The organism is Kangiella japonica (genome assembly GCF_039523535.1).
Lineage (GTDB): Bacteria > Pseudomonadota > Gammaproteobacteria > Enterobacterales > Kangiellaceae > Kangiella > Kangiella japonica.
On sequence record NZ_BAAAFM010000001.1, the window covers coordinates 645,066 to 667,776 of the forward strand.

A 22,711-nucleotide genomic window follows, 5' to 3' on the forward strand; every position below is an offset into this window, starting at 1 on the left:
CAATCTATTCAAGCCACCACTAACTGCCGCCTAAATACTGAAATCGTTTGATGGTTTGTCCATCCCTAACAATCTCCTCATCAAACATCTCAAATGGTCGAGCCCAGAGGCCATACTCACCATATAAGGCTCTATAAACCACCAACCACTCCCCTGTTTCAGTATGTTTCGCTAGATTCAGAACTTCATATCGCTGCCCTTTAAAATGCTTGTAAACCCCTAACTTTAACCTATTACCTTCTTCATCATGTTTCTTTTCTTTGCTTTTACATTCGTCGTTCATAGTTCTCTTCTTTTCTTTTATTAACAACTAGCTCATTCACACTCTTACGCCCTATCATTAGTAAGTAGATAATACGAGCTTAACAGGCACAAAAAAAGCGACTCGAAAGTCGCTTTAAATGTCTTGCTGTTAGAGCCAGTATTAAGCTTCGAAAGGATGACGCTTAATAATAGTCTCTACTCGATCTGGGCCTGTAGAGATAATATCCACCGGTACGCCAACTAGCTCTTCAACTTTAGCAATAAAGTCGATCGCATTTTTAGGTAACTCTTCTAGCGACTGAACGCCAAAAGTCGTTTCGCTCCAACCTGGGAGCTCTATATACTCAGCAACCAGCTTTTCGTAATCATCTGCACCGTTTGGCGTGTTAACTAATTCACCACGCACCGGGCAGTTATACTTTACCGCAATCTTTACAGTATCTAAACCATCAAGCACATCAAGTTTTGTCATGCAAAGACCAGAAACACTGTTGATATCCACTGCGCGTTTTAAAGCTACCGCGTCTAACCAACCGCAACGTCGAGCTCGCCCTGTAGTCGCGCCAAATTCATTACCACGCTTCGCTAACCCAGCGCCAACATCATCAAACAATTCCGTTGGGAAAGGACCACCACCGACACGAGTAGTGTAAGCTTTTGTGATTCCTAATACATAATCGATATGGCGAGGTCCAACACCTGCCCCTGTCGCTACACCACCTGCCGTCGTATTTGACGAAGTCACGTAGGGGTAAGTACCGTGGTCAATATCAAGAAGCGTACCTTGGGCACCTTCAAACATAATCTTCTGACCATCACGACGCATATCCGCCAAAATTGCTGGAACGTCTGCGATCATTGGTTTTAACCACTCAGCGTATTCTTTACACAATGCCAAGGTTTCATCGATATCGATGGCTTCTGCCTTGTAGTACTGTGTCAAAGTAAAGTTATGCAACTCCATAACTTCACGCAATTTTTCTTCAAAATGCTCTTCATCGAATAAGTCTTCTACGCGTAAGCCGCGGCGTGAAACCTTATCTTCATAAGCAGGGCCAATGCCACGACCAGTAGTACCAATTTTCTTTTCTGGATCGCGTGCCGCTTCACGAGCAACGTCAAGCGCTACGTGGTAAGGCAGGATTAATGGGCAAGCTGCGCTGATTCGTAAACGTTCTTCAACCGGAACACCACGCTCTTTTAGCATGTCCATCTCTTTCTTTAATGCATCAGGAGCAAGCACCACACCGTTACCGATGTAACACATCACGTCATCATTCAAAATACCTGATGGAATTAAGTGGAGTACGGTTTTTTCTCCGTGAATCACTAATGTATGACCGGCATTATGACCGCCTTGGTAGCGCACCACGGCACCAGCCTTCTCAGTCAATAAATCAACAATCTTACCTTTACCTTCGTCACCCCATTGGGTGCCTAAAACCACAACACTTTGTGCCATTACTAAACTCTTACCCTACTTTTGTAGATGAATAGTTAGTTGTCCTAACACGGACACCAAACCGCGCATTTTACCTTTATCTCTAACGAAAATCCCCCTTTTTTTCTAAAAAAGGTCAAATTTCCATCACTTGTTTTTAATGCTCAATATTTGCCACTAGATATCAATAAGTTAGTTAAAATCATTAACTCTAGCTGAGGACTCTTTCCTACTCGATAACAAGAAAAACCCAGACTAGCCCTACTATCATCATCACCAGACCAACAGCACGTAACTGCCCATCCGATCGACTCGCCATATCACTGACCATCTTTTTCCAAGATTTTGGTGCAAGGGTCGGCAATAACCCCTCAAGGACTAACACCAAACCTAAGGCTATTAACCATTCTTGAGACATTTATCTTTCCCGTTATTCTAAAAAACCACCAATAAAAAAAGGCCAGCTATGCTGGCCTTAGTCCTAATCGAGAGACTAGTTACTACCTTCTGCGTCTTTAAAATATTTAAAGAACTCGCTATCTGGCTTAATCACTAAGATATCACCTGAATCTTTAAAGGATTCACGATACGCATCTAAGCTACGTAAGAACGAATAAAATTCAGGATTCTTATTGTACGTTTCCGCGTAAATTTTAGCTGCTTGGGCATCCGCTTGACCACGGATTTCACGCGCTTCACGGTCAGCTTCCGCCAATATGCGCTGAACTTCCGCATCCGTTTGAGCGATGATAATACGCTTTTCCTTCTCACCTTCCGAGCGATGCTCGTTGGCAACACGTAAACGCTCAGTACGCATACGGTTATAAATCGACTCACTCACCTCAGTTGGTAAGTTAATAGTCTTAACACGAATATCAATAACTTCAATACCCAGCTCAGGCGCTCTCTTTTTCACCTCTTCCAAGGTTAGCCCCATCACTTCTTCACGCTCACCTGAAACCACCTGGGTTCTAGTACGACGACCGAATTCTTCACGTAAAGTGTTCTCTACGGTGTTATCCAATAGACGTTCTGCAGCACGGAAGTTGGCGTTGGTTTTGCGGTAGAATTTATCAAAGTTAGAGACTTTCCACTTAATGTAGCTGTCTACGATTAAGTCTTTCTGCTCTGACGTTGAGATTCTATCGGCTTCACCATCAAACGTTTGAATACGCTTATCCATGATGATGGCTTTGTCAGCAACCGGCCAACGGAAATGTAAGCCACGGCCGTATATTTTGGCTGTGCCGTCATCGTTTTTCTTAACGTCACCAAACTGTAGAACAATCGCCGTTTCCCACTCTTTGACTTTAAAGGTACAAGTCCAGAATACGGCAAGGGCGACCACTATGATCACTAAAATACTGATTAATTTATTCATCGTTAGCCCCCTTATTGATTATTAGTTTTAGACTGTGAAGACTTTGCATTATTGCGCTGCATAATCTTATCCAGCGGAATGTACGTCATGTTGTTACCACCATCAGTATCCAGTATCACTTTAGATGTTTTACTCAATACTTGCTCAAGTGTTTCTAAATAAAGACGCTTGCGAGTCACTTCAGGGGCAGCATTATACTCAGGCAACAATTCTTTGAATCGCGCTACCTCACCGTGAGCTTTTTCTGTGATTCGAGACTTGTATGCATTTGCTTTTTGAATGGCTTTTTGCGCATCACCTTCCGCTAATGGAATCTGCTTACTGCGGTATGCTTCACCCTGATCTTGGTAAGCTTGCTGATCTTCTTCCGCTTTAATCGCATCATCAAAAGCTGGCTTAACCGACGGTGGTACATCGACGTTACCGATTAAGTTTACACGGAACACTTCAATACCCGTTTGGTATGGCTCAAGGATAGAGTTTAACTCTTTCGCCACATTTGAACGAACCAATTGCTTACCATCGGTACGCGCATCACGCAGGTTAGTATGGCCAATTACTTGACGCAAAGCAGCTTCAGTCGCATGTTTTAATGTTTCTACGGGGTCTTCTACGTTAAATTGGAACGCCATAGCGTCACCCACACGATATTGAACTTTAACCTTAACCGTCGCCACGTTATCGTCTTGCGTCAGCATCAAGCCTTCTATCTCGATATCTTTAATGCTTTCAACGTCAACAAAGTAAACCTGTTGAATCGGTGCAAAAGCAAAGTGTAGGCCCGCCGTATCGGTACGCGTATGCTCACCAAAGGTTAACACTAACGCTTGTTCTTTTTCGTTTACGATATAAGCAGACTTGAATAAATAGACTGCAATGACGATCAACAATCCAAGGATAATGCCGATACTACCGCCACCACCTTTATTGCCACCACCAAAAATGCTGCTCACTTTTTTGCCAGCTTTTTTGATCATTTCGTCGATGTCATTGTTATTGTTTGGGCGCTTTTTGCCCCATGGGTCTTGATTGTTATTACCCGGTTCATTCCAGGCCATAGACACTTCTCCAATTACGTTTAATGTTAATCACAAATAAAACAAGGGCTTAGTAGCCCTAGTTATTCGTTCTTTGATATTCTTTGCTTATAATATCATGAACTAAGAACAAACTGTTCCAAATCTTTTTCCAACTGCCGTCCTAATCGAACCCAGTCTGCTTGCTCTAGCCGAATCTCTAGAAGCATGTCACCATTATCAGCAACATCTTCTTTTTCAATAGCTTGCAATTCATACAGCAACCCTCTCAAACGGCCTTCTTGTGGCGGCAACTGTAGTCTTGCAGAGAATTGCTTTTCCTCTGCTAGCTCTTCTAGCGCTTCGAGCAGTAAATCAATTCCTTGCTCTTTTACTGCCGACGTCCACACGCGAATCGGTATACCTCCATCATCACGCTCAATACGTGGCACAGCGCCCTCTATCATATCAATTTTGTTGTAGACTTCTAAAGTACGGATTTCGTTAGCGCCAATATCCGTGAGAACCTCGACTACTTGCTCGATATTTTCATCGCGGCGTTCACTGGCCGCATCAATTACGTGCAGTAAAATATCAGCTTCTACAGATTCTTCTAAGGTTGCACGGAAAGCTGCGACAAGCTCATGCGGCAGATGCCGAATAAAGCCCACTGTGTCAGCCAAAATCACGTCACTACCTTGTGGCAGAGCCAGCCGACGCAAGGTTGGATCTAGCGTAGCGAACAGCTTATCTTCCGCCAAAACCTTAGACTCGGTTAATAAATTAAATAGGGTCGACTTCCCTGCGTTGGTATAACCTACGATTGAAACGGTTTTAATATTTGCTCTTTTACGTGAACGACGTCCTTGCTCGCGCTGACGCCCTACTTTATCAAGACGTTTCTCAATATGCTTAATTCGATCACGAACCAGTCGTCTATCGGTTTCCAGCTGGGTTTCACCAGGTCCGCGCATACCAATACCACCTTTTTGACGCTCAAGGTGAGTCCAACCTCTGACTAAGCGTGTTGATAAGTGGCGCAGTTGTGCTAATTCAACCTGAAGTTTCCCTTCGAATGTAAAAGCTCGCTGGGCAAAAATATCAAGAATAAGACCAATGCGATCAATCACCCGACATTTGGCAACTTTCTCAATATTACGCTCTTGCGACGGTGCGAGATTGTGATTAAAAATAATGACGTTAGCGTCTGTTGCTTGTTTGGCACTCTGAATTTCTTCAATTTTGCCTTTACCAATAAAATACTTGGGATCAGGAGAATGACGTTTAGCCGTAATGATATCCATCACATCTAAACCAGCGGAGCGCGCTAACTCAACAAACTCGTGTAAATCTTCTTGATTTGATTCTTGATCGAAATCGATATGAACCAAGATGGCGGAATCACCACCACTATGACGGTCAAACAATAGGCAACCTCAAAATTTCGGCAGACTTTATGAAATGAATAGTGTAGACCGACCCGCTGAAATAAACCAGCGAGTCGATAATTTGGATCTTAACTGATGATCAAAGCTTGTGTGGTTTACAGTCCACCCATAGGGCCACCGGTGTAACCACCGCCGCTACCGCTAGACATAGGACCACCCATACCACCGCTTGGACCGCCAATACCCCCTTGGCCACCCTGATCGTCACGTTGACCACCATTTTCATTCTGGTAATGTCCGCGAACGTTACGGATTGGTACCACTGTCGATATTGCGTGCTTATAAACCATCTGGCTAACAGTGTTCTTTAGTAAAATCACAAACTGATCGAATGATTCGATTTGGCCTTGCAATTTAATACCGTTAACTAGATAAATCGATACAGGTACTTTCTCACGTCTCAGTGCGTTTAAGAAAGGGTCTTGTAATGATTGCCCTTTTGACATTTCACTCTCCCGTCATTATTAATTTATGTTTATTGGATTAGCTTTTTTTATGCAAACAACGCTTTTAAAGCCAACTCTTTTTAGTACTACTACAAATCGTTTTTGGAACAAATTCCAAAGTAAAGTGTACATGAATTAATCAGGCAGATCGAGATATATCAATAGGATATGCCGTTATTTAACTCATTTTTAACAATTGCGTCACGTCTTGATATATCTTAGATTCCCCGTCTTCAGAGTTAATCCAGTGCAAATCTGACCAGCTCCTTAACCATGTAAACTGACGTTTCGCTAATTGTCTAGTGGCTATAATTCCCCGCTCTACCGCTTCCTCTAAAGTCAATTCACCCTCTAAATATTGCCACATTTGTCGATAACCAACGGAACGAATAGCGGGTAGATCGCTATTTAAGTCGCCACGTTGATATAAGGCTTTGACTTCATTAAGCAACCCTTGTTCCATCATTATTTGGAACCGCTTCTCAATTCGAGCATGTAAAAAAGCTCTATCATTGGGAGCTATGGCTATTTGCGTGACATCATAAGGAAACTCTTCTTGCTTTTGTTCTTGGTGCAATACTGATAGTGGCTTACCAGTAATGTAGTAAACCTCTAGCGCCCGCAGGGTTCTTTGTGGATCATTTTCATGGATACGATGAGCCGACTCCGGATCAACGTCCATTAACTCCTTATGGAGACTTGCTAGACCTTCTTCATTTAAACGTGTTTGTAATTGTTGTCGTATCGACGGATCAGAGTCAGGCAAATTATTCATGCCTTCTAGTAGCGCTTTATAATAAAGCATAGTTCCGCCGACCAGTAGTGGAGTCCTACCCTTAGCGGTAATATCCGCCATTTCAGCTAATGCATCTTCGCGGAACTGCGCCGCAGAATACGGCTCCGATGGGTCACAAATATCAATTAATCGGTGTGGCGCAAGGTTTAGCTCTGCAGCTGAAGGCTTGGCCGAACCTATGTTTAATCCTTTATAAACCATCGCTGAATCGACGCTGATGATGTCACATTGATGCTCTTGTACCAGGCGAATTGCAAGATCTGTCTTGCCGGAGGCGGTTGGGCCCATGATAAATATGGCTTTAGGTTTAGTATTTGTTGAAGATGGCAAGCTGTTTACCTTGTTAATGCTGCGTGTTAGCTGAGTGTAATTGAGTTTGAGAAAATGTATCTGAGGCTTGCTTAGTCATGAGCCAGCTGGCCAAATCGGACTCAGACAGTTTTTGACAGAATTTCGACTCTTTCCAATTTTGTGGGTTTAATAAATCTAGCCACGACTGATTTGAATCAGGCCACCAATGAACACTTAGCTTTTCTAATAATAACCTCTGTAATTCTTGCAGTGAAATGCTGTGCGAAACACTGGCCGTAGCGTACAGCACATCTTGGGCCAGTTGTTTAATGTTAATGTGCAATAGCGATGCTGGAACTTGACGTAATGCCACCGATTTTGGGCCGGTAACATTCAAATCGAATCCAAGTTTATTCCAAAGCTCTAAGTACCTTTCTGACACCGCTTCAACAGGGATTCCTAATCGTTCGGGAATCAATAGAGGCTTTCGTTTTAAAGTCTCTTTGCCCCACTCTTGCTGCAAAAGCTGTGCGCTGTAATCAAGCCAGAAGCCTTTAATATCAAGTAATAATACGCCTGAATCGATTGGCTGCAACAAGAAACGCTCAGACACCAGGATGTATTGGCCTTCTTGATTATTTGTATTTCTGCTTCCAGGTTTAGGCGCATAAGAGCTGTAGTGACGCTCGCGCTGAACCTGTGTTCTCGAAACTGAAGGAGTCTCTTGTTCAACCGCTACTCCTGCCTCAAAGCGCGGATGATAATACTTATCTTTAGATTGATCTTTAAAAGAATTATTTTGCGGAATATAGGCTCGTTCAACTTCTTCGACCTGTAATAATTCATCAGCAAGCAAAGTCTCGGCTTGTGGCTCTAAAGCCTCAGCCACAGCACGAGAAATAAAGTCATGCACTTGACGCGCGTCAGAAAAGCGCACTTCATGTTTGGTAGGGTGAACATTAACATCCACCTTTTCGGGGTCGAGCTCTAAATACAGCACATAAGCCGGCACACGACCCGCGGGCAACAATTCTTGGTAGGCCTGTTTAATTGCATGGTTTAACGTTCTATCACGAACGGCTCGGCCATTGACAAAGACGTATTGGCTAAAACTTGAGTTTTGGTGATGCTCAGGGCTCGACAGCCAGCCCCATATTCGTAAGCTATCAATTGAGGTATCCAGATACAGTGCTTGGCGTAAAAAGTTATTACTTACTATCGCACCAATTCTCTGTTTCTGCTGCTCTTCGGACTTTGCCGCAGGAATGCGCTTAGTGACCTTTCCATTGTGCTTTAAGGTAAAAGCAACGCTTGGCGAAGCGAGAGCTACACGCTTCATGGTTTCTTCGATGTGCACATATTCCGTCCGCTCTGCTCGCAAGAACTTGCGACGAGCTGGCGTGTTAAAAAATAAATCTCGGACTTCAACAATGGTGCCCGCTGGCATGGGTCTAGGCTGAATCTCTACAGCCATGTCGTGACCTTGAGCGATAGCTGACCAGCCAGCACTGTCATCACTGGCTGCTTGAGCCTTGGAGCTTAATGTCAGTTTCGCGACAGAGCTGATACTGGCCAAGGCTTCTCCACGGAAGCCTAAGGTATGAATTGCTTTCAAATCTTCAGTTTGAGTAATTTTACTGGTCGCGTGGCGCGCTAAAGCGAGCTCTAATTGCTCACGTTCAATACCATGGCCATCGTCTGTAATACGAATTAATCGCGCACCACCGCGCTCAATATCCACCTGAATTCGCTTGGCCCCAGCGTCAATTGCATTTTCTAGCAACTCTTTCACCACTGAGGACGGTCGCTCGACGACCTCGCCGGCAGCAATCTGGTTCGCTAATAATGGGGAAAGCTTTTTAATATGCATATCAATCACTCAGGACAATACTGTTTGGATACAAACCAAACTTAAGGTCGAACGCAGTAACTATCGACTCATTAACGATGATGAATCATTAGTTTGGAATAACAAGTTTCTGCCCGATCCGCACCGTATTTGAATTCATTTTATTTACTTTTTTAATTTCGTTAACACTTGTATTAAAGCGTTTAGCGACTTTAATGAGGCTATCACCTCGTTTCACATGGTAAATATTTTTACGGTATAGATTTGCAAACTTAGTACCATCTGGAGCGTGACTCTTAAAATACTCAACAATCCCATCTTTCACCGATGTAGCTAGCTTCTTACGGTATTGGCTGGTTTTTAAGAGCCGTTCCTCGGTCGGATTGGAAATAAAGCCTGACTCCACCAAAATTGATGGAATATCAGGATTTTTAAGGACTAATAACGAGTTCTCTTCCACATGGTTTTTGTGCATTTTCGGGGCCACACGTTTCATTGCAGAGTGCACTTTTTTTCCAACTTTGAAGCTTTCTGCAATTGAACTTTCCATCTGCAAGTCCAGCAGAACCGAACGCACCGAGTTGTCATACTCAGATAACACAACGGTACTATCAACACCGCCTAACAATTCAGACTTTTCTTCTTGTAGCTTCATCCACCGCGCGACTTCTGACTTAGCTCCGTATAGGTTTAAAACCCAGACCGAAGCACCTCTAGCCTTAGGGCTTTTAAAACCATCAGCATGAACCGACACGAATAAGTCGGCTCGATTTTTGCGAGCAATATCGGTTCTTTTACGATGCGGAATATAATAATCGCCAGTTCGCACCATAACCGCTTTAAGGCCATCCTCTGCGTTAATCGCATCGACTAACTCTTTAGAAAGCTTTAGCACAATATCTTTTTCTCGAGTTCCGCTAGGCCCTAGGGCTCCTGGGTCTTCTCCACCATGTCCGGCGTCGACAGCAATCACGATATCGCGATTCGAACCAACGGCTGACTCGGGTGGCTTAATCGCTTCGCGTTTTTCGTTCAACAAATCAATGACAAGACGGTCACTGTACTCTTGATAAGGTTTTAGGGAGAAACTTTTAGGCTCGGCACTTTTGTTTAAATCCAGAACCAGTCGCAAAACCCCTTCTCTTGGTGGTTTGCTTTGACGGACTCGTTTAACCAAGTCACTTTTAATTTCAAGTTGGTTTAAGTCAACAGAAACCCGAGAATCGGGGATATCGACGACAATACGATCAGGATTTTTAAGGACAGATAGCTCATGCTCGACAGGAGAGGTTAAATCAAAAACCACACGGGTCGATTCTGGAGATTGCCAAAACCTCATGCTTTTGATGACGGCAGCCTGTGCTGCAAAACTGGACATCAATACTGTGGCACAAAAGGTTGTGGCGAATAATGTTTTCGTCAGATGCTTTTTTATCATTGTCACTTTGCAGTTACGACTCCATTTGATTTTGGCACAAGTTCACGTAGTTTGGCTAGTTTTAGCCGATTATTTGCCGAATTTTTTGTGCAATTTCTTGCCCCAGTGCTTTATCGGTAAATATAAAGTCTGCTTTACGCCCCAAGCCTTTATATTCTAATTCAATCACAAGGTCAGCAGAGGGTATCATTCCAGCGCCTTTATCAGGCCACTCAAAGATTAATAAGGTGTCGTCTTCGTGATACTCTCGAATGCCAATATACTCAAGTTCCTCGGGGTCCGCTAGGCGATATAAATCAAAGTGATAGACGTTTTTATGTTGTAGTTGATACGGCTCAACCAAGGTATAGGTAGGACTTTTGACTGCACCTTGGTGACCCAGGCCTTGTAAAACGCCACGCACAAAAGTGGTTTTACCCGCACCTAAATCGCCATAAAGGTAGATCACGAATGACGACGGCAATAATTTAGAGAGAGCAAGCCCTAAGGCAACGGTTTCGCTTTCATCGTCCAGCAAGAAACTCAGCTTCGGTTGTTCATCTGTTTTGTTTTCCACTTAAGATTCCCAGTTTTTATCTAACATTCTTTTCTTCGTATTAATTGATGACTTGATCCAATTGATTAACCAATATCGAGCAACCCTCTATGACTTCGCTCGCGGTTACGCCACGGCGACGATTCGCAGCAACGCTAAGCGCAGCTTCATAATGAATTTCCGTCGCCAGCAATGCCGCATCCCAAGGCTTCGCCCCTTGGGCAATAAAGCTGGTGATTAAGCCAGTTAAAGCATCGCCTAATCCGGCGGTCATCATGGCAGGATGGGCACCGGCGAGAACAAGAGCTTGCTCGCCATCACTAATCACCGTGCCTGCGCCTTTTAAGACACAGATAGCACTATATTTTTTTGCCAATGTTTGAGCAACTTTAATGCGATTTTGCGTGACATAAGCTGTATCTACGCTTAACTGAGGTTCGATGCGACCTGTCGAAAACACATCTTCTTCTTGCGCGTTTAGTAGACGACACGCTTCACCCGCATGTGGCGTCAATACGCTTTGTACCGGCAATGGCACTGACGTATATTTAGCCAGCCAGTATAAACCGTCGGCGTCCAAAACACATGGAATATCAGTCGCTTGCAGTTTGGTAATCACATCTAAGAAGATTTGTTCCGCGGTCGAATCTCGCCCTAAGCCAGGGCCAAAGCCAACTGCCTGATAGCGACTCAGATCTGCCAGCTCTTGAAAGTCTGAATGGCTATTGTAACCGCGCCACATGATTTCTGGACACACGCTTAAGCCAGCAGCTTGCTGAGAATGGTGGATCCAGCCAGAAACCATCCCTGCACCAGACTTCAAAGCAGCGCTAGCGGCCAAAATGACTGCACCGCCCAAGTGCGCACCGCCGCCGATTAATAGCGCATGCCCACAATCAAACTTAGAACCTACGTCATGTCGAGTAGGAAGCTTCTCTTTGAGCTGCTGTAGGTTACAGCCATAAGCTTCAGGCTCTTCCCCGAAACTTAAGGCATGGCGCACGCCCAAGGTTTCGAGTATAAGTTCGCCTTGGTACTGCAAAGCCTGATTTAAACGCTGGCCGGTTTTCAAAGCCACAAAGCTAACCGTTGCATCGGCTTGAAATACTGTATCTTTACCATTTTTAGTCGAACAAAGCCCACTATCGGCATAAATACCGGTGGGGATATCAAGCGCTAGTTTAGGCCTTGATAACTGGTTTAGTCGTTCAAGAATTTGGCAATACTCGTCCTTTAATGCGCCTTTTACGCCAGTTCCAAGCAGAGCATCGACCACTAAGTCTGCGCTAGATAAGTCCGTATCAAGCGCTTGTTCAAGGCCAAGGATGTCGAACCTTTGATGCGAATCTTTTTTTATCGAGAGCAACTCTTGCCACGCTTTTTCCGGGTCACCCCTAAATTCTCTGTAGGGCTTTATAGCAACCAACGTCACGTCAAAGCCTGCCAACAGCGCATGCCTTGCTACAACAAGCCCATCCCCTGCGTTATTGCCAGCGCCAGTAGCAATCAGCCAGTGACCCGCTTGTGGCCACAGTCGTCTCGCTTGCTCAAAAGCACTGGCGCCCGCGCGCTGCATTAATTCATACAGCTCAATACCCTCTTGCTTTGCGAAATTTCGCTCAATCTTTTTTATGCTATCAACAGAAAATAAGGGCTGCATAGGTTTCTTTAGTCCGACTCAGCACTTGATTCAGTTAGATCAATAAAGTGCTCACGATAGTAGGCACATTCCGCGATCGACTCGCGAATATCGTCCAGCGCTAAGTGAGTCGCACTTTTTGTAAAGCCAGGAAGAATACTAGGTTTCCAGCGACGCGCCAGTTCTTTTAACGTGCTAACGTCAACATGGCGGTAATGGAAATAACGCTCTAGCTCTGGCATATGCTTCACCATAAAGCGGCGATCTTGGCAGATTGTATTGCCACACATCGGAGATTTACCTTCTGGCACCCAGTCTTTAAGAAACTCGATGGTGAGCCTTGAAGCCTCAGCTTCGTCAACGGTGCTGTCTTTAACGCGCTGAGTAAGTCCTGACTTACCGTGCTGTACCACGCACCACTCGTTCATGCTCTCTAGAGTCTCGTCATCTTGGTGAATCGCGATAACCGGCCCTTCCGCCAAAATATTCAAATCTTTATCGGTAACAATGGTGGCGATTTCGATGACTTTATCGGTTTCAGGATCCAACCCCGTCATTTCAAGATCGACCCAAATTAAATTATCTGCACTTTGTGCCACAAAACACTCCTGTTATATTGAGTTTTGCTAAAAATATGCTGCTAGTTACGTTATTATAGACAATAATTTAAACACATGTGGCGCTGGCCACAAACTTTAACGATTTTTGGAGTAATTATGGAGCAGGTAGCATCAATGCAACTTTCGACTCAACAGTGCGTACATAACGACGATTCAAAAAAGCCATTGGATAACGACACTCGCGATTCTTTGTTAAAAGAGCAGCTTCCAGAGTGGCACTATGATGCTGAAAAAGGCGAAGTATCACGAAAGTTTAAGTTTAAAAATTACTACCACACCATGGCATTTGTAAACGCTGTAGCTTGGATCGCTAACAAACAAGCACATCACCCTGATTTAGAGGTGAGCTATGGTCATTGCTTAGTGCGTTACACCACTCATGATGCTGGTAACAGCTTATGCTTAAACGATCTGATTTGTGCCGCGCACATCGACGCCTTAGACAATAATGGCTCGTTTGGCCCGAACTTACAAGATTAAACGTTAGTCGCACAACCACAGAAAAGGTCAAACTTTGGGAAAGAAACGCAAGCAAACTCCTCAAAAGAGCAAACAAAGAAAAAGAAGCTTTGCTAAGAACAGTCCAGTTAAAACTGAGACTCCCTCAATAGCGACAGATTCGAGCAAGCCGACTTCAATCGAGCCGGCACCAATAGAGAGAGACAGCCTCGGTCCTGAAGAGCATGGCATAGTCATTAGTCGTTTTGGACAGCAAGTCGATATCGCCGATCAAGACTTCAATACCATTCGATGCTTTTTGAGACGCGCCAAAGAAGTGCCTGTGGTTGGCGACAAAGCCACTTTCCAGCGACAAGATAAACTCAATACTGGCGTACTGGTGCGTTTTGAGGAACGTAAATCCCTACTGAAGCGCCCAACCCCGCATCACGGAATTAAACCTGTCGCTGCCAATATCGATCTTATCGCGCTCCTACTAGCGCCCGAGCTTGGCTTTTCCGAAATGCTGCTCGATCGCTACTTGGTGGCGGCCGAATCCAGCAATATTCCAGTTTGGCTGATTTTTAATAAGTGGGACTTGCTTGATGAGCAAGAAAAAGACGAGATCCAGAAGCGCCTGCAGACCTACAAAGACATCGGCTACCCGATATACTTTATCAGCGCCAAACATGGTCACAAAGTAGAACAGCTAGTTGAAGATCTTCGCGGAAAGCAGTTGTTATTAGCGGGGCAATCTGGTGTTGGTAAATCAACCTTAATTAAATATCTATTCCCAGATTTAGACGTAGCCACCGCCGATATTTCGGAAAATTCAGGTTTAGGAACTCACACCACAACCGCCTCGCGTTTATACCGCTTAGATCAAGAAACCTTTCTTGTCGACTCGCCGGGAGTTCGTGAGTTTGGCCTGTGGCATCTTGAAGACCATGACATCCAACAAGGTTTTATCGAGATCTATAAAATTGCCGAGAACTGTAAATTTAGAGATTGTAAGCACATCAAAGAGCCTGGCTGCGCTGTGCTTGAAGCGGCGAAAAATGGTGAGATAGCGCCATCACGCATGAAAAACTATCACCACCTTATTCAGAATTACGATCAGCAGTTCAGTTAGACGTAACCTATTGAGTACGCTTTCCCTGCCCCCTTAAAGTTAGCCGCAATGAAATGAATTTATAGTGTAAATTAGGCAGGACAGCCTAATTTAGTCAAAACGAAACAGGACGTTTCGTTTGACGGCACGTCATAAATTAATGAATAAGGGAAGCCCGAAGGGCCTAACGTCATGGGGCGTCTTTTCTTTTCGCCCTTTTCTTTGGACGAGCAAAGAAAAGGGCGAAAAGACTACCCGTAGTCTGAATACAATATTTAAGTTACAATTCAATCAATTAAAGTAACCACTACCATAGTAACGGTCAAAACCAACATGGCTGATAAATTAAAAGTCTTATTACAGTACCTTATCCCGCAGCACGGCTTGTCTTTATTGATGGGCAAAATCGCGGAGAGCAAAAACGCCACTATTAAAAACACTTTCGCTAAGTGGTTTATTAAGAAATACGGCATTGATATGAGCATTGCCGAGCGTGAAAACCCTGAAGACTATGAAACCTTCAACGATTTTTTTACGCGCAGTCTTAAACCTGACGTGCGCCCGATTACCGAAGGCGATGAGGTTATTGTTAATCCAGCCGATGGTAAAGTGAGCCAGCTTGGTCCTATTGAGCAAGGTTTTATTTTCCAAGCGAAAGGCCATCGTTACAGCGCAAAGACTCTACTTGGCGGCGATGCAGAGTTAGCAAAGCCTTTTGAAGATGGCGAATTCGCGACCATTTATTTATCACCGAAAGATTACCACCGTGTTCACATGCCGATGACGGGTAAGCTTACTAAAATGCTACATGTGCCGGGTAAACTGTTTAGCGTAAACCCTTTGACGGCGCGAAATGTACCAAACCTATTTGCTCGTAATGAGCGTGTCGTGGCCATGTTCGATACTGAAGCCGGCCCTATGGCCATGGTGCTCGTCGGCGCGACCATTGTTGGTAGTATTGAAACCGTTTGGGAAGGCACAATCACGCCACCGACTCGCGACGATATCAAAGTTTGGGATTACAACGACAAGGATATTCAGTTAGAAAAAGGTGCTGAGATGGGTCGTTTTAAGCTTGGCTCAACGGTTATTTTACTGTTCCCTAAAGACTCGATTGAGTGGGAAGCCAACATGAAAGCTTACGCGCCAACGATTATGGGAACGCCTTTGGCACAAAAGAAGTAAAGTTTATAAGGCGCAATAAATACTAGCGCTTTTTAACTCAAGCAATCGGAGTCGGGACTATGGCCTCAAACACTAACAAGTACACATTGCTGATGCGAATTCTGCATTGGCTTATTGCGCTTTTAATTCTCGGCATGATTGCTGTCGGCTGGTATATGGCAGGGCTCCCTGACGAAGACCCAATCAAATATGATATCTATCCAATCCATAAGTCAATCGGCATCAGCTTATTAGGCCTAATTGTACTGCGCCTATTGGTGCGCTTCTTCAGCCCTATTCCGAAATTACCCAGCGAGTTATCTGGCTGGGAGAAAGTACTCACTAAGGTGACACACTTTTTACTATATCTCCTGATGCTTCTTGTCCCTATTTCTGGTTACTTAATGTCTGACTTTGCCGGTTTTCCTGTGGAGTGGTTTGGTATAGAAGTGCCTGGGTTTGTCCCCGATAACATGGATAACTCAGAAAAAGCTCTTTCAGCGCATGGGATCTTGCCCTACATTTTGCTCGGCCTCGTAGTGCTTCATATCTTAGGCTCTCTCAAACACCGCTTCATTGATAAAAACAAAAACACTGACGTGTTAAGCCGTATCTTGTAACGAAAAGCCTATAACTTCTGTTAATTGGTGTACAAGTGTCAATAACTTATACACTTAATCTATACACAAATGCTTAAAGCTGTGGCATGATTTAAACAAAGGATCGTTTTATATACTAAGAGTCCGTTAATTAATTTCTCTAATTAACGCATAAAGGCTCTAGATGGATTTGTGAACAGGAGGGGCCGCAGTGAATCAATTACTGGAGCCTAGCGGACAGGCTCGCGCGACATTAATCCTCAACTATGGGGATGTTTCGACTAGACTACAGCAAAAGCTCAAAGCGAGAGGTTGGTGTGCTTACATCGCATCCAACTTGAAAGAATTTAAAAAACTGTTTAAGCAACACCGATTTGAAGTCGTTATTATCTACTTCGATAAAGAGCAAATCCCAGACTCATCAGAATTAGAAACCCTTTCCACTTTAAATATTATTACAAAGTGGATAGCGATAGTCCCTTCAGAACACTGGCTAGAAACTCATCCAAGTATATTATTCAGTCATCTGTTTTATGATTATCATCGCCAACCTCTTCGCTACGACCATTTATTAGCAACTATTGGACACGCCTTTGGTATGGCTCATCTACAAAGCCAAAAGCTTAAGCATTACAAAGTACAAAATAACCAAGATGATCTTATCGGCCACTCAAAAGAAACCGAAAGGCTTAGAAACAGAATATTAGGTTTGTCGAAAGAATCCTCAGCAGTGCTTATTAGCGGAGAGTGCGGTACTGGAAAAACATTTATTAGTCGTTTACTGCACAAGAGTTCGCTAGCTTCAGCTGGCCCCTTTTACAGTATCAGTTGCGGAGCTGCTTCAGAAGCATTGCTTAACTCCGAGCTGTTTGGGCACGAAGAAGGGAGCCTTTATCCTAATTGTGATGCAAAAGTAGGTAAGATCGCTCAGTGCCACCAAGGCTCTTTACTTTTAAAAGATATTGAGGAGCTGCCACTGTCACTTCAACCGAGCCTGGCTCAATATCTAGAGCAACAAATCTTTTTTCCCCTCGGCTCAACTATAGCCACGAGCAGTAACTGTCGCATTTTAGTGAGCAGTAGTAGCGATTTGCGTCAGCTTGTTCAGAAAAATCTCTTCAGCGAAGAGCTATATAGTGCCTTATCAACCACTACGATTGAAGTTCCCACCCTAAGTGAACGCCATCAAGACATAAAACCCCTCGCACAATATTTCTTAGCCCACTTCTGCGACGAAAATGAACAAAAAAAATTCACCCAAAGCGCTCTAGAAGCGATGCAGCAATATCATTGGCCGGGGAATGTTAGAGAACTCACGAATCGAATTCGACGCGCTATCATCTTAGCCGATGACGACATTATCAATGAAAGGCATTTGGAGTTACCCAATGATAACCACCTCCATAACCTAACGCTTAAAGATGCACGCGATAAGGTAGAGAAAGATATTGTTGTCAGAACCATTGCACAGGCAGGCTACAATCACTCTAAAGCCGCGAAAGATTTGGGGATCTCAAGAACAAGTCTTTATCGCCTGATATCAAAGCACGAGATCCTTTTATAATGAATACAGACGACTCACAATGGTAGCCAATAGGCAATATGAAAAGTCTCATGCTATATCATTAACGCTAGCAGTAAGCTTGGTAAAGAAGTACATCGTAAAACCCGTTATACTTAACGCATTAAAATGTTAACTCAAAGCTTTAGGATTTATCATGAATAGCGATATGGATAAATTTCGACAACAAGTCTATTACTGGGTCAACAAGATCCCAAAAGGCAAAGTCACTAGCTACGGTTACATAGCAAAATTAGCAGGTTACCCTAGACATGCTAGGCACGTCAGCAAAGCTCTCGGCTCGGCACCAGACAGGAAAAATCTGCCTTGGCAAAGAGTCATCGGTTCTAACGGAAAAATCGCTTTCTCACCAGACAGCGACCATTATGCCATCCAGCAATCTTTGCTCGAAAAAGAAGGGGTCAAGGTTAGAAAAGGTAAGGTAGATTTAAAACAGTACGCCTGGGAACACCCACTGCAAGAGGTTAACCCCAAGCCATCTAAAGGCATCAATGCCGAAGAGTTTTTCCGTTAATTCAGTCAGTGATTTTTACTGTTGCCTTTCAAAAATAGCCTGACAGTCCAAACACAACTCTATTTCAGGAGCTATTTCTAAGCGAGCCTCCTTGATGTCTTCACCGCACTCAGAGCAGTGACCAAACTCATCGCGCTCGATACGCTTCAAGGCTCTACGTACGGCAAGCAAGCGTTTTTCATCACGCAGATGGGCAGCACTAATCATCGCTTGTTGCTGCATCGCATCGCCTCGAGTCACTCGCCCCATACGTGCTTGATCCAGTTCAACCGCCTTACTCGCCTCTGATGATAACCCTAAAAGCTCCATAAGCTCCGACTCTAAATCCAGCAGCTGTTTTCGATACTTGTTTTTTAATGCTGAATTCATACGCCCCCTGTAAGTAGGGATTAATGCAAATGGCTCAAGTGAGACACTTCGTCAAACTTCTGGATCGCTTTAATTAACTTTTCCGCGTCCTCGGTTTCCTTAAACGCCTCTTCTGCGATAGGTGCTAGCTTAGCGGGCCCCGGCGGTAACTCGTTGCGCTCAACGCTACGCCGCATTTTTGGTAAAAAGATAAACTGAATCCACTGCTCAAGCTTTAATGTATCGACACAAAACGGCATGGTGCTTTCAAAAGCTTCTGCAGACGGACGTTTTTCAGACCATAGATCCAATTCGATTAATCGCTTTTCAATGCGATCAAAGGCTTTTAAATACTCTTCAAACCAATTAATTTGTTTCATAAGCGTTAGTTTTTTCAACTGATAACATTAATTTTACACCATTCTCAGCTTGATTACAGAGTCTTAGGCTAGGCTTTTTTCAGGCAAAACGTCAAAGGACCAGATAAAAGCCTCCCATAAAAAAGCCCGCAAAGAGCGGGCTTTTTCGACACAGAGAGTTAGATTAGAATGATAGTTTTACACCAATCTTCGCTGTTCTTGGCTTGTCTGGGCGCGCGCCATAAGGCTCACGAGCGACAATGGTGTCTTCGTCAGTGATGTTTTCGATAGTGGCATAGAATGCAACGTTATCATTGGCTTGAACTTCGCCAGAAACATCAATCAAAGTTCTTTCTTCGGTACGCTGGAACTCACCACACGCAGGCTTAGTACAAACGCTATCAGTGTAGTTAATGCTAGTCAGGATGCTCCACTTCTGGTTGTCATAACCCATCAATAGTTGCGCCTGATTTTCAGGAATGTATGGAATCGGTTGACCCGCGTCTACCGAACCCCAAACGTTACTATCGAACGAACTGTTAAACTCAGTTTCGGTGAAGGTGTAGCTTAAACGTGCTGGCCAATTTTCAGCAAACTCACCGCTAACAAGCAACTCAATACCTTTAACTTCAGCTTTACCACCGTTGAACTTGTCGCCCTCGTTGTTGATGTCACAGCCGCTGTTGGCTAGCGTACATTCGCCTAACAAGTTTTCGTAATCACTGTAGAAAGCAATTAACTCGCTAGAGTATTGTGAACCACTAAAGCGTAGCCCCATTTCGTAGTTCCAGCTCTCTTCAGGCTTGTCGCTCGCGCTACTTCCTGGAGGTGCGAAGCCTTTGTGAGCGCCGAATAATACACTGGTTGTATCGTTAATTGCCCACACAGCACCAAAGCCAGGTAATACTTCTGATACACTATTAGTGCGCACGCTAGCCGCCGCAGAGCGATCTGGCGCAGAACCCCAGTTATCACGTCTTAACTCAACGTCTTCATAACGAACGCCTGGCGTTAATGTCCAGTCGCCCCAAGTAATAACGTCGGTTAAGTAGTATGAAGTTGCTTCGGCTGAATCAATTCGGTTACCTGCATCACCCCAAACACCTGGGTCAACGGATACTAATTGACCGTTTTCTTGCTTGAAATAACCACGACGCTGGAAGCGATCGGCTTCGTCTTCATGCACACGCACACCTAACTGCATAAAGTGATCGGCACTACCAGTCATAAAGCTCCAGTCTAAGCGCGCCTGAATGCCTTCGCTTAAATAAGCTCGGTTGCCATCAACTTTATCGATTAGGTCATTACCGCTATCACCACCGTTTAGAATTGACTGGTAGTAATTCGCTAAGGCGCTGCCGCGGTTAGAGTTGATTTCGCCAACTACCGAAGACCAGCTGACGCTATTGTAACTGCCTGGGTTAGCGCTATCCTCAGTATAGAATTTACCTGTTTTATACCAGTTACGCGTAAAATCGTTCTGGTATGCAGTAACGTTTAGGTCAAAGTTATCGCTCAAATCAGCAAAGTAACTAAGAACCACTTGCTCGTGCTTACCTTTGAAGTTATCGCCTGCTGAAACACCGTACATTCTGTATGGGTTAGCTGCGAAGTCCACATCCGTTAATCCCATGTATGACTGATCAGACTCTTCATAAGAGTTTTGCAATTTTACGTCCAATTGCTGGTAAATGTTTGCGTCTGAATCTGTGTTAAAACGTAGCTTTACGATCTGATCTGACTTTTCAAAGCCAGTTTCTTGGCCCACACGGTCAATCGTTTTAAAACCGTCAGATTGATGATCGTTAACTTCAACTAAATAACCGAAATTATCAAAGCTATCGCCGTAGTAGAAGTAACCGTGTAGTTCTTCATGCTGGCCTTTTTCTAGCTTTAACTGACCTTCGCCCTCTTGTGGGATCTGGCGTGAAATTAAGTTAACCGCACCACCAACTGTGAAAGGACCATACTTGATGTTGGCTGGGCCTTTTAAGACTTCGATTCCTGTAATTCGGTCGAAAGTTGGAAAGTAATATGCTGATGAAGCTGCGTATGGTGCAGGTGCGATCAAAACACCATCTTCCATCAAACTAACACGGCCCGTACGGCTAGTACCTGTACCGCGAAGACCTATGTTAGGACGTAAACCTAGGCCATCTTCCAACTGGATATAAACACCTGGCACCTGACGCACAGCGCGATTAACGTCGCTGTATTTAAACTGCTCAAGTTCAGCTTCAGTCACGATATGTGCCGAGCCTGCGATTTTTTTAGTATTTGAGCTATCACCAATAATGGTAATCACTTCCAATTCATCGCTAGTTTTTTCTTCAGCGAGAGTTGAGGTGGTTGAAGTCATTCCTACGATAATAGCGGAAGCTAAAAGGCTTAATCGAAAAGTAGGTTTCATTGCTTTTTTCCTAACAAAATTGTTGGTTTCAGATTTTGAGCGGGATTATAAATCTAAATGAGAATGATTACCATCATATTTAGCGCTTTTTTATTATATTTTTTAAAATCCTTCAGTAGCTCTTGCTTGTAGGTATATTTATGTACATTTATCAGCTTTTTTACAGCTACTATATGAGCCATTTCTGACAAATCATCGACGATGTTTGTTCGGTACAATTCATGACATGACGATGGTTGAATAACATTTGGCTAGCCTATTGTTGACAGAGTGGGAGCTTCATATAATAGGACTCGATAAAACTAAAGGTAACTGCATGAAATACTTAACATCCATACTATTAGTGGTATTTACGTTACTCGCTACTGGTTGTAATTCTGACCCTGAAGAGCGTACTGAGCTTAGTGATTATAAGAAGCGTCAACTAGACAAAGCTAAAGCTGTTGAAGACGAAATGAATAAACGTATTGAAAATATCGATAAGCAACTCGAAGCCAGTTCTACAAAAGACGACGATAATTAATCTATACAACCATGAAACGTTCAAACCTGATAACCGCTGCTGGTGCCGTTCGACTGCGTAACGAACTGGCACATTTGTGGAAAAACTTACGTCCAGAAGTGACGAGAGCTATCAATGCTGCTGCCGCAGAAGGCGATCGAAGCGAAAACGCGGAGTATATATACCGCAAAAAGCAGCTACGAGAAATCGACCGCCGCGTTCGTTACTTACAAAAACGTACTGCTGAAATGCAAGTCATCGAACACATACCTAGCAATCAAGACAAGGTGTATTTCGGTGCCCAAGTAACGGTAGTCGACGAAGATGATTATGAGACGGTCTACCGAATTGTAGGTTCCGACGAATTTGACGTTGAGCCAAACTATATTAGCGTTGACTCGCCGATGGCAAGAGCGCTTCTGGGAAAACAGCTAGACGATGAAGTCACCGTTAAGCTACCCGAAGAAACTAAAAAACTGTGGATAGTCGATATCAAATACCCAAGCCCACACAAATAATA

At 44.0% G+C, this 22,711-nt stretch carries 24 protein-coding genes; 8 read left to right on the plus strand and 16 right to left on the minus strand.

What is annotated here, in order from left to right:
- Positions 1-19: 19 nt before the first annotated feature.
- The 13 genes from ABD128_RS03000 to orn form a co-directional block, all read right to left on the minus strand.
- Positions 20-283, minus strand: a complete 264-nt coding sequence (locus tag ABD128_RS03000; protein ID WP_343986298.1) for a DUF1653 domain-containing protein — start codon at positions 281-283, stop codon at positions 20-22.
- Positions 284-424: 141 nt separating this feature from the next.
- Positions 425-1,726 carry an adenylosuccinate synthase gene (locus ABD128_RS03005; RefSeq protein WP_343986301.1) on the minus strand — a complete coding sequence of 434 codons (1,302 nt, stop codon included), beginning with the start codon at positions 1,724-1,726 and terminating at the stop codon, positions 425-427.
- Between the two features lie 208 nt (positions 1,727-1,934).
- The gene (locus tag ABD128_RS03010) at positions 1,935-2,123 is read right to left on the minus strand and encodes a DUF2065 domain-containing protein (RefSeq protein WP_343986303.1); all 189 of its coding nucleotides are present in this window, start codon (positions 2,121-2,123) and stop codon (positions 1,935-1,937) included.
- A gap of 75 nt (positions 2,124-2,198) precedes the next feature.
- Positions 2,199-3,086 carry a protease modulator HflC gene (gene hflC, locus ABD128_RS03015; protein WP_343986306.1) on the minus strand — a complete coding sequence of 296 codons (888 nt, stop codon included), beginning with the start codon at positions 3,084-3,086 and terminating at the stop codon, positions 2,199-2,201.
- Positions 3,087-3,097: 11 nt separating this feature from the next.
- Positions 3,098-4,144, minus strand: coding sequence for an FtsH protease activity modulator HflK (gene hflK, locus ABD128_RS03020; protein WP_343986308.1), 1,047 nt, complete (start codon positions 4,142-4,144; stop codon positions 3,098-3,100).
- Between the two features lie 95 nt (positions 4,145-4,239).
- Entirely contained in the window at positions 4,240-5,529 is a 1,290-nt protein-coding gene (gene hflX / locus ABD128_RS03025; protein WP_343986310.1) for a ribosome rescue GTPase HflX, read from the minus strand.
- 116 nt (positions 5,530-5,645) lie between these two features.
- The gene (gene hfq, locus ABD128_RS03030) at positions 5,646-5,996 is read right to left on the minus strand and encodes an RNA chaperone Hfq (RefSeq protein WP_425545668.1); all 351 of its coding nucleotides are present in this window, start codon (positions 5,994-5,996) and stop codon (positions 5,646-5,648) included.
- Between the two features lie 178 nt (positions 5,997-6,174).
- Positions 6,175-7,080 carry a tRNA (adenosine(37)-N6)-dimethylallyltransferase MiaA gene (gene miaA, locus ABD128_RS03035; RefSeq protein ID WP_343986575.1) on the minus strand — a complete coding sequence of 302 codons (906 nt, stop codon included), beginning with the start codon at positions 7,078-7,080 and terminating at the stop codon, positions 6,175-6,177.
- A gap of 55 nt (positions 7,081-7,135) precedes the next feature.
- Positions 7,136-8,953, minus strand: a complete 1,818-nt coding sequence (mutL, locus tag ABD128_RS03040) for a DNA mismatch repair endonuclease MutL (protein ID WP_343986313.1) — start codon at positions 8,951-8,953, stop codon at positions 7,136-7,138.
- 88 nt (positions 8,954-9,041) lie between these two features.
- Positions 9,042-10,370: an N-acetylmuramoyl-L-alanine amidase gene (locus ABD128_RS03045; RefSeq protein WP_343986316.1), complete on the minus strand. Its 1,329-nt coding sequence runs from the start codon at positions 10,368-10,370 to the stop codon at positions 9,042-9,044.
- A gap of 61 nt (positions 10,371-10,431) precedes the next feature.
- Complete coding sequence (gene tsaE, locus ABD128_RS03050) at positions 10,432-10,926, minus strand: tRNA (adenosine(37)-N6)-threonylcarbamoyltransferase complex ATPase subunit type 1 TsaE (RefSeq protein ID WP_343986319.1); 495 nt, start codon at positions 10,924-10,926, stop codon at positions 10,432-10,434.
- 40 nt (positions 10,927-10,966) lie between these two features.
- On the minus strand, positions 10,967-12,565 hold the full coding sequence (locus tag ABD128_RS03055; protein ID WP_343986323.1) for an NAD(P)H-hydrate dehydratase: 1,599 nt from the start codon (positions 12,563-12,565) through the stop codon (positions 10,967-10,969).
- Positions 12,566-12,573: 8 nt separating this feature from the next.
- Positions 12,574-13,143, minus strand: coding sequence for an oligoribonuclease (gene orn, locus ABD128_RS03060; RefSeq protein WP_343986326.1), 570 nt, complete (start codon positions 13,141-13,143; stop codon positions 12,574-12,576).
- 117 nt (positions 13,144-13,260) lie between these two features.
- Between orn and ABD128_RS03065 the strand changes: the two genes are divergently transcribed.
- From ABD128_RS03065 to ABD128_RS03090, 6 genes are all read left to right on the plus strand, one after another.
- Positions 13,261-13,644 (plus strand): 4a-hydroxytetrahydrobiopterin dehydratase, encoded by a 384-nt coding sequence (locus tag ABD128_RS03065; RefSeq protein ID WP_343986328.1) that lies wholly within the window; start codon positions 13,261-13,263, stop codon positions 13,642-13,644.
- A gap of 34 nt (positions 13,645-13,678) precedes the next feature.
- Positions 13,679-14,734 carry a small ribosomal subunit biogenesis GTPase RsgA gene (rsgA, locus tag ABD128_RS03070; protein WP_343986331.1) on the plus strand — a complete coding sequence of 352 codons (1,056 nt, stop codon included), beginning with the start codon at positions 13,679-13,681 and terminating at the stop codon, positions 14,732-14,734.
- A 312-nt stretch (positions 14,735-15,046) separates the two neighbouring features.
- Positions 15,047-15,898: an archaetidylserine decarboxylase gene (gene asd, locus ABD128_RS03075; protein ID WP_343986334.1), complete on the plus strand. Its 852-nt coding sequence runs from the start codon at positions 15,047-15,049 to the stop codon at positions 15,896-15,898.
- Between the two features lie 59 nt (positions 15,899-15,957).
- The gene (locus ABD128_RS03080) at positions 15,958-16,497 is read left to right on the plus strand and encodes a cytochrome b (RefSeq protein ID WP_343986336.1); all 540 of its coding nucleotides are present in this window, start codon (positions 15,958-15,960) and stop codon (positions 16,495-16,497) included.
- A gap of 190 nt (positions 16,498-16,687) precedes the next feature.
- Entirely contained in the window at positions 16,688-18,040 is a 1,353-nt protein-coding gene (locus tag ABD128_RS03085; RefSeq protein ID WP_343986339.1) for a sigma-54-dependent transcriptional regulator, read from the plus strand.
- Positions 18,041-18,194: 154 nt separating this feature from the next.
- The gene (locus ABD128_RS03090) at positions 18,195-18,572 is read left to right on the plus strand and encodes an MGMT family protein (RefSeq protein WP_343986341.1); all 378 of its coding nucleotides are present in this window, start codon (positions 18,195-18,197) and stop codon (positions 18,570-18,572) included.
- A gap of 15 nt (positions 18,573-18,587) precedes the next feature.
- Here ABD128_RS03090 and ABD128_RS03095 read toward each other — a convergent pair whose 3' ends face one another.
- The 3 genes from ABD128_RS03095 to ABD128_RS03105 all read right to left on the minus strand — a co-directional run bounded on the left by ABD128_RS03095 (position 18,588) and on the right by ABD128_RS03105 (position 21,689).
- Positions 18,588-18,941 (minus strand): TraR/DksA family transcriptional regulator, encoded by a 354-nt coding sequence (locus tag ABD128_RS03095; protein ID WP_343986343.1) that lies wholly within the window; start codon positions 18,939-18,941, stop codon positions 18,588-18,590.
- A 20-nt stretch (positions 18,942-18,961) separates the two neighbouring features.
- Positions 18,962-19,300: a YqcC family protein gene (locus ABD128_RS03100; protein WP_343986344.1), complete on the minus strand. Its 339-nt coding sequence runs from the start codon at positions 19,298-19,300 to the stop codon at positions 18,962-18,964.
- A gap of 163 nt (positions 19,301-19,463) precedes the next feature.
- Positions 19,464-21,689: a TonB-dependent receptor family protein gene (locus tag ABD128_RS03105; RefSeq protein WP_343986346.1), complete on the minus strand. Its 2,226-nt coding sequence runs from the start codon at positions 21,687-21,689 to the stop codon at positions 19,464-19,466.
- 316 nt (positions 21,690-22,005) lie between these two features.
- On the opposite strand from ABD128_RS03105, the gene ABD128_RS03110 reads away from it, so the two are divergent.
- Entirely contained in the window at positions 22,006-22,212 is a 207-nt protein-coding gene (locus ABD128_RS03110; protein ID WP_343986349.1) for a hypothetical protein, read from the plus strand.
- A gap of 11 nt (positions 22,213-22,223) precedes the next feature.
- The gene (greB, locus tag ABD128_RS03115; protein WP_343986351.1) at positions 22,224-22,709 is read left to right on the plus strand and encodes a transcription elongation factor GreB; all 486 of its coding nucleotides are present in this window, start codon (positions 22,224-22,226) and stop codon (positions 22,707-22,709) included.
- The last annotated feature ends 2 nt before the right edge of the window (positions 22,710-22,711 follow it).

Coding starts and splice junctions, on each gene's coding strand:
- ABD128_RS03000 (WP_343986298.1), bottom strand. CDS start 283: ATGAACGACGAATGTAAAAGCAAAGAAAAGAAACATGATGAAGAAGGT.
- ABD128_RS03005 (WP_343986301.1), bottom strand. CDS start 1,726: ATGGCACAAAGTGTTGTGGTTTTAGGCACCCAATGGGGTGACGAAGGT.
- ABD128_RS03010 (WP_343986303.1), bottom strand. CDS start 2,123: ATGTCTCAAGAATGGTTAATAGCCTTAGGTTTGGTGTTAGTCCTTGAG.
- hflC (WP_343986306.1), bottom strand. CDS start 3,086: ATGAATAAATTAATCAGTATTTTAGTGATCATAGTGGTCGCCCTTGCC.
- hflK (WP_343986308.1), bottom strand. CDS start 4,144: ATGGCCTGGAATGAACCGGGTAATAACAATCAAGACCCATGGGGCAAA.
- hfq (WP_425545668.1), bottom strand. CDS start 5,996: ATGTCAAAAGGGCAATCATTACAAGACCCTTTCTTAAACGCACTGAGA.
- miaA (WP_343986575.1), bottom strand. CDS start 7,080: ATGGGCCCAACCGCCTCCGGCAAGACAGATCTTGCAATTCGCCTGGTA.
- mutL (WP_343986313.1), bottom strand. CDS start 8,953: ATGCATATTAAAAAGCTTTCCCCATTATTAGCGAACCAGATTGCTGCC.
- ABD128_RS03045 (WP_343986316.1), bottom strand. CDS start 10,370: ATGATAAAAAAGCATCTGACGAAAACATTATTCGCCACAACCTTTTGT.
- ABD128_RS03055 (WP_343986323.1), bottom strand. CDS start 12,565: ATGCAGCCCTTATTTTCTGTTGATAGCATAAAAAAGATTGAGCGAAAT.
- ABD128_RS03065 (WP_343986328.1), top strand. CDS start 13,261: ATGGAGCAGGTAGCATCAATGCAACTTTCGACTCAACAGTGCGTACAT.
- asd (WP_343986334.1), top strand. CDS start 15,047: ATGGCTGATAAATTAAAAGTCTTATTACAGTACCTTATCCCGCAGCAC.
- ABD128_RS03080 (WP_343986336.1), top strand. CDS start 15,958: ATGGCCTCAAACACTAACAAGTACACATTGCTGATGCGAATTCTGCAT.
- ABD128_RS03090 (WP_343986341.1), top strand. CDS start 18,195: ATGAATAGCGATATGGATAAATTTCGACAACAAGTCTATTACTGGGTC.
- ABD128_RS03095 (WP_343986343.1), bottom strand. CDS start 18,941: ATGAATTCAGCATTAAAAAACAAGTATCGAAAACAGCTGCTGGATTTA.
- ABD128_RS03100 (WP_343986344.1), bottom strand. CDS start 19,300: ATGAAACAAATTAATTGGTTTGAAGAGTATTTAAAAGCCTTTGATCGC.
- ABD128_RS03105 (WP_343986346.1), bottom strand. CDS start 21,689: ATGAAACCTACTTTTCGATTAAGCCTTTTAGCTTCCGCTATTATCGTA.
- ABD128_RS03110 (WP_343986349.1), top strand. CDS start 22,006: ATGAAATACTTAACATCCATACTATTAGTGGTATTTACGTTACTCGCT.
- greB (WP_343986351.1), top strand. CDS start 22,224: ATGAAACGTTCAAACCTGATAACCGCTGCTGGTGCCGTTCGACTGCGT.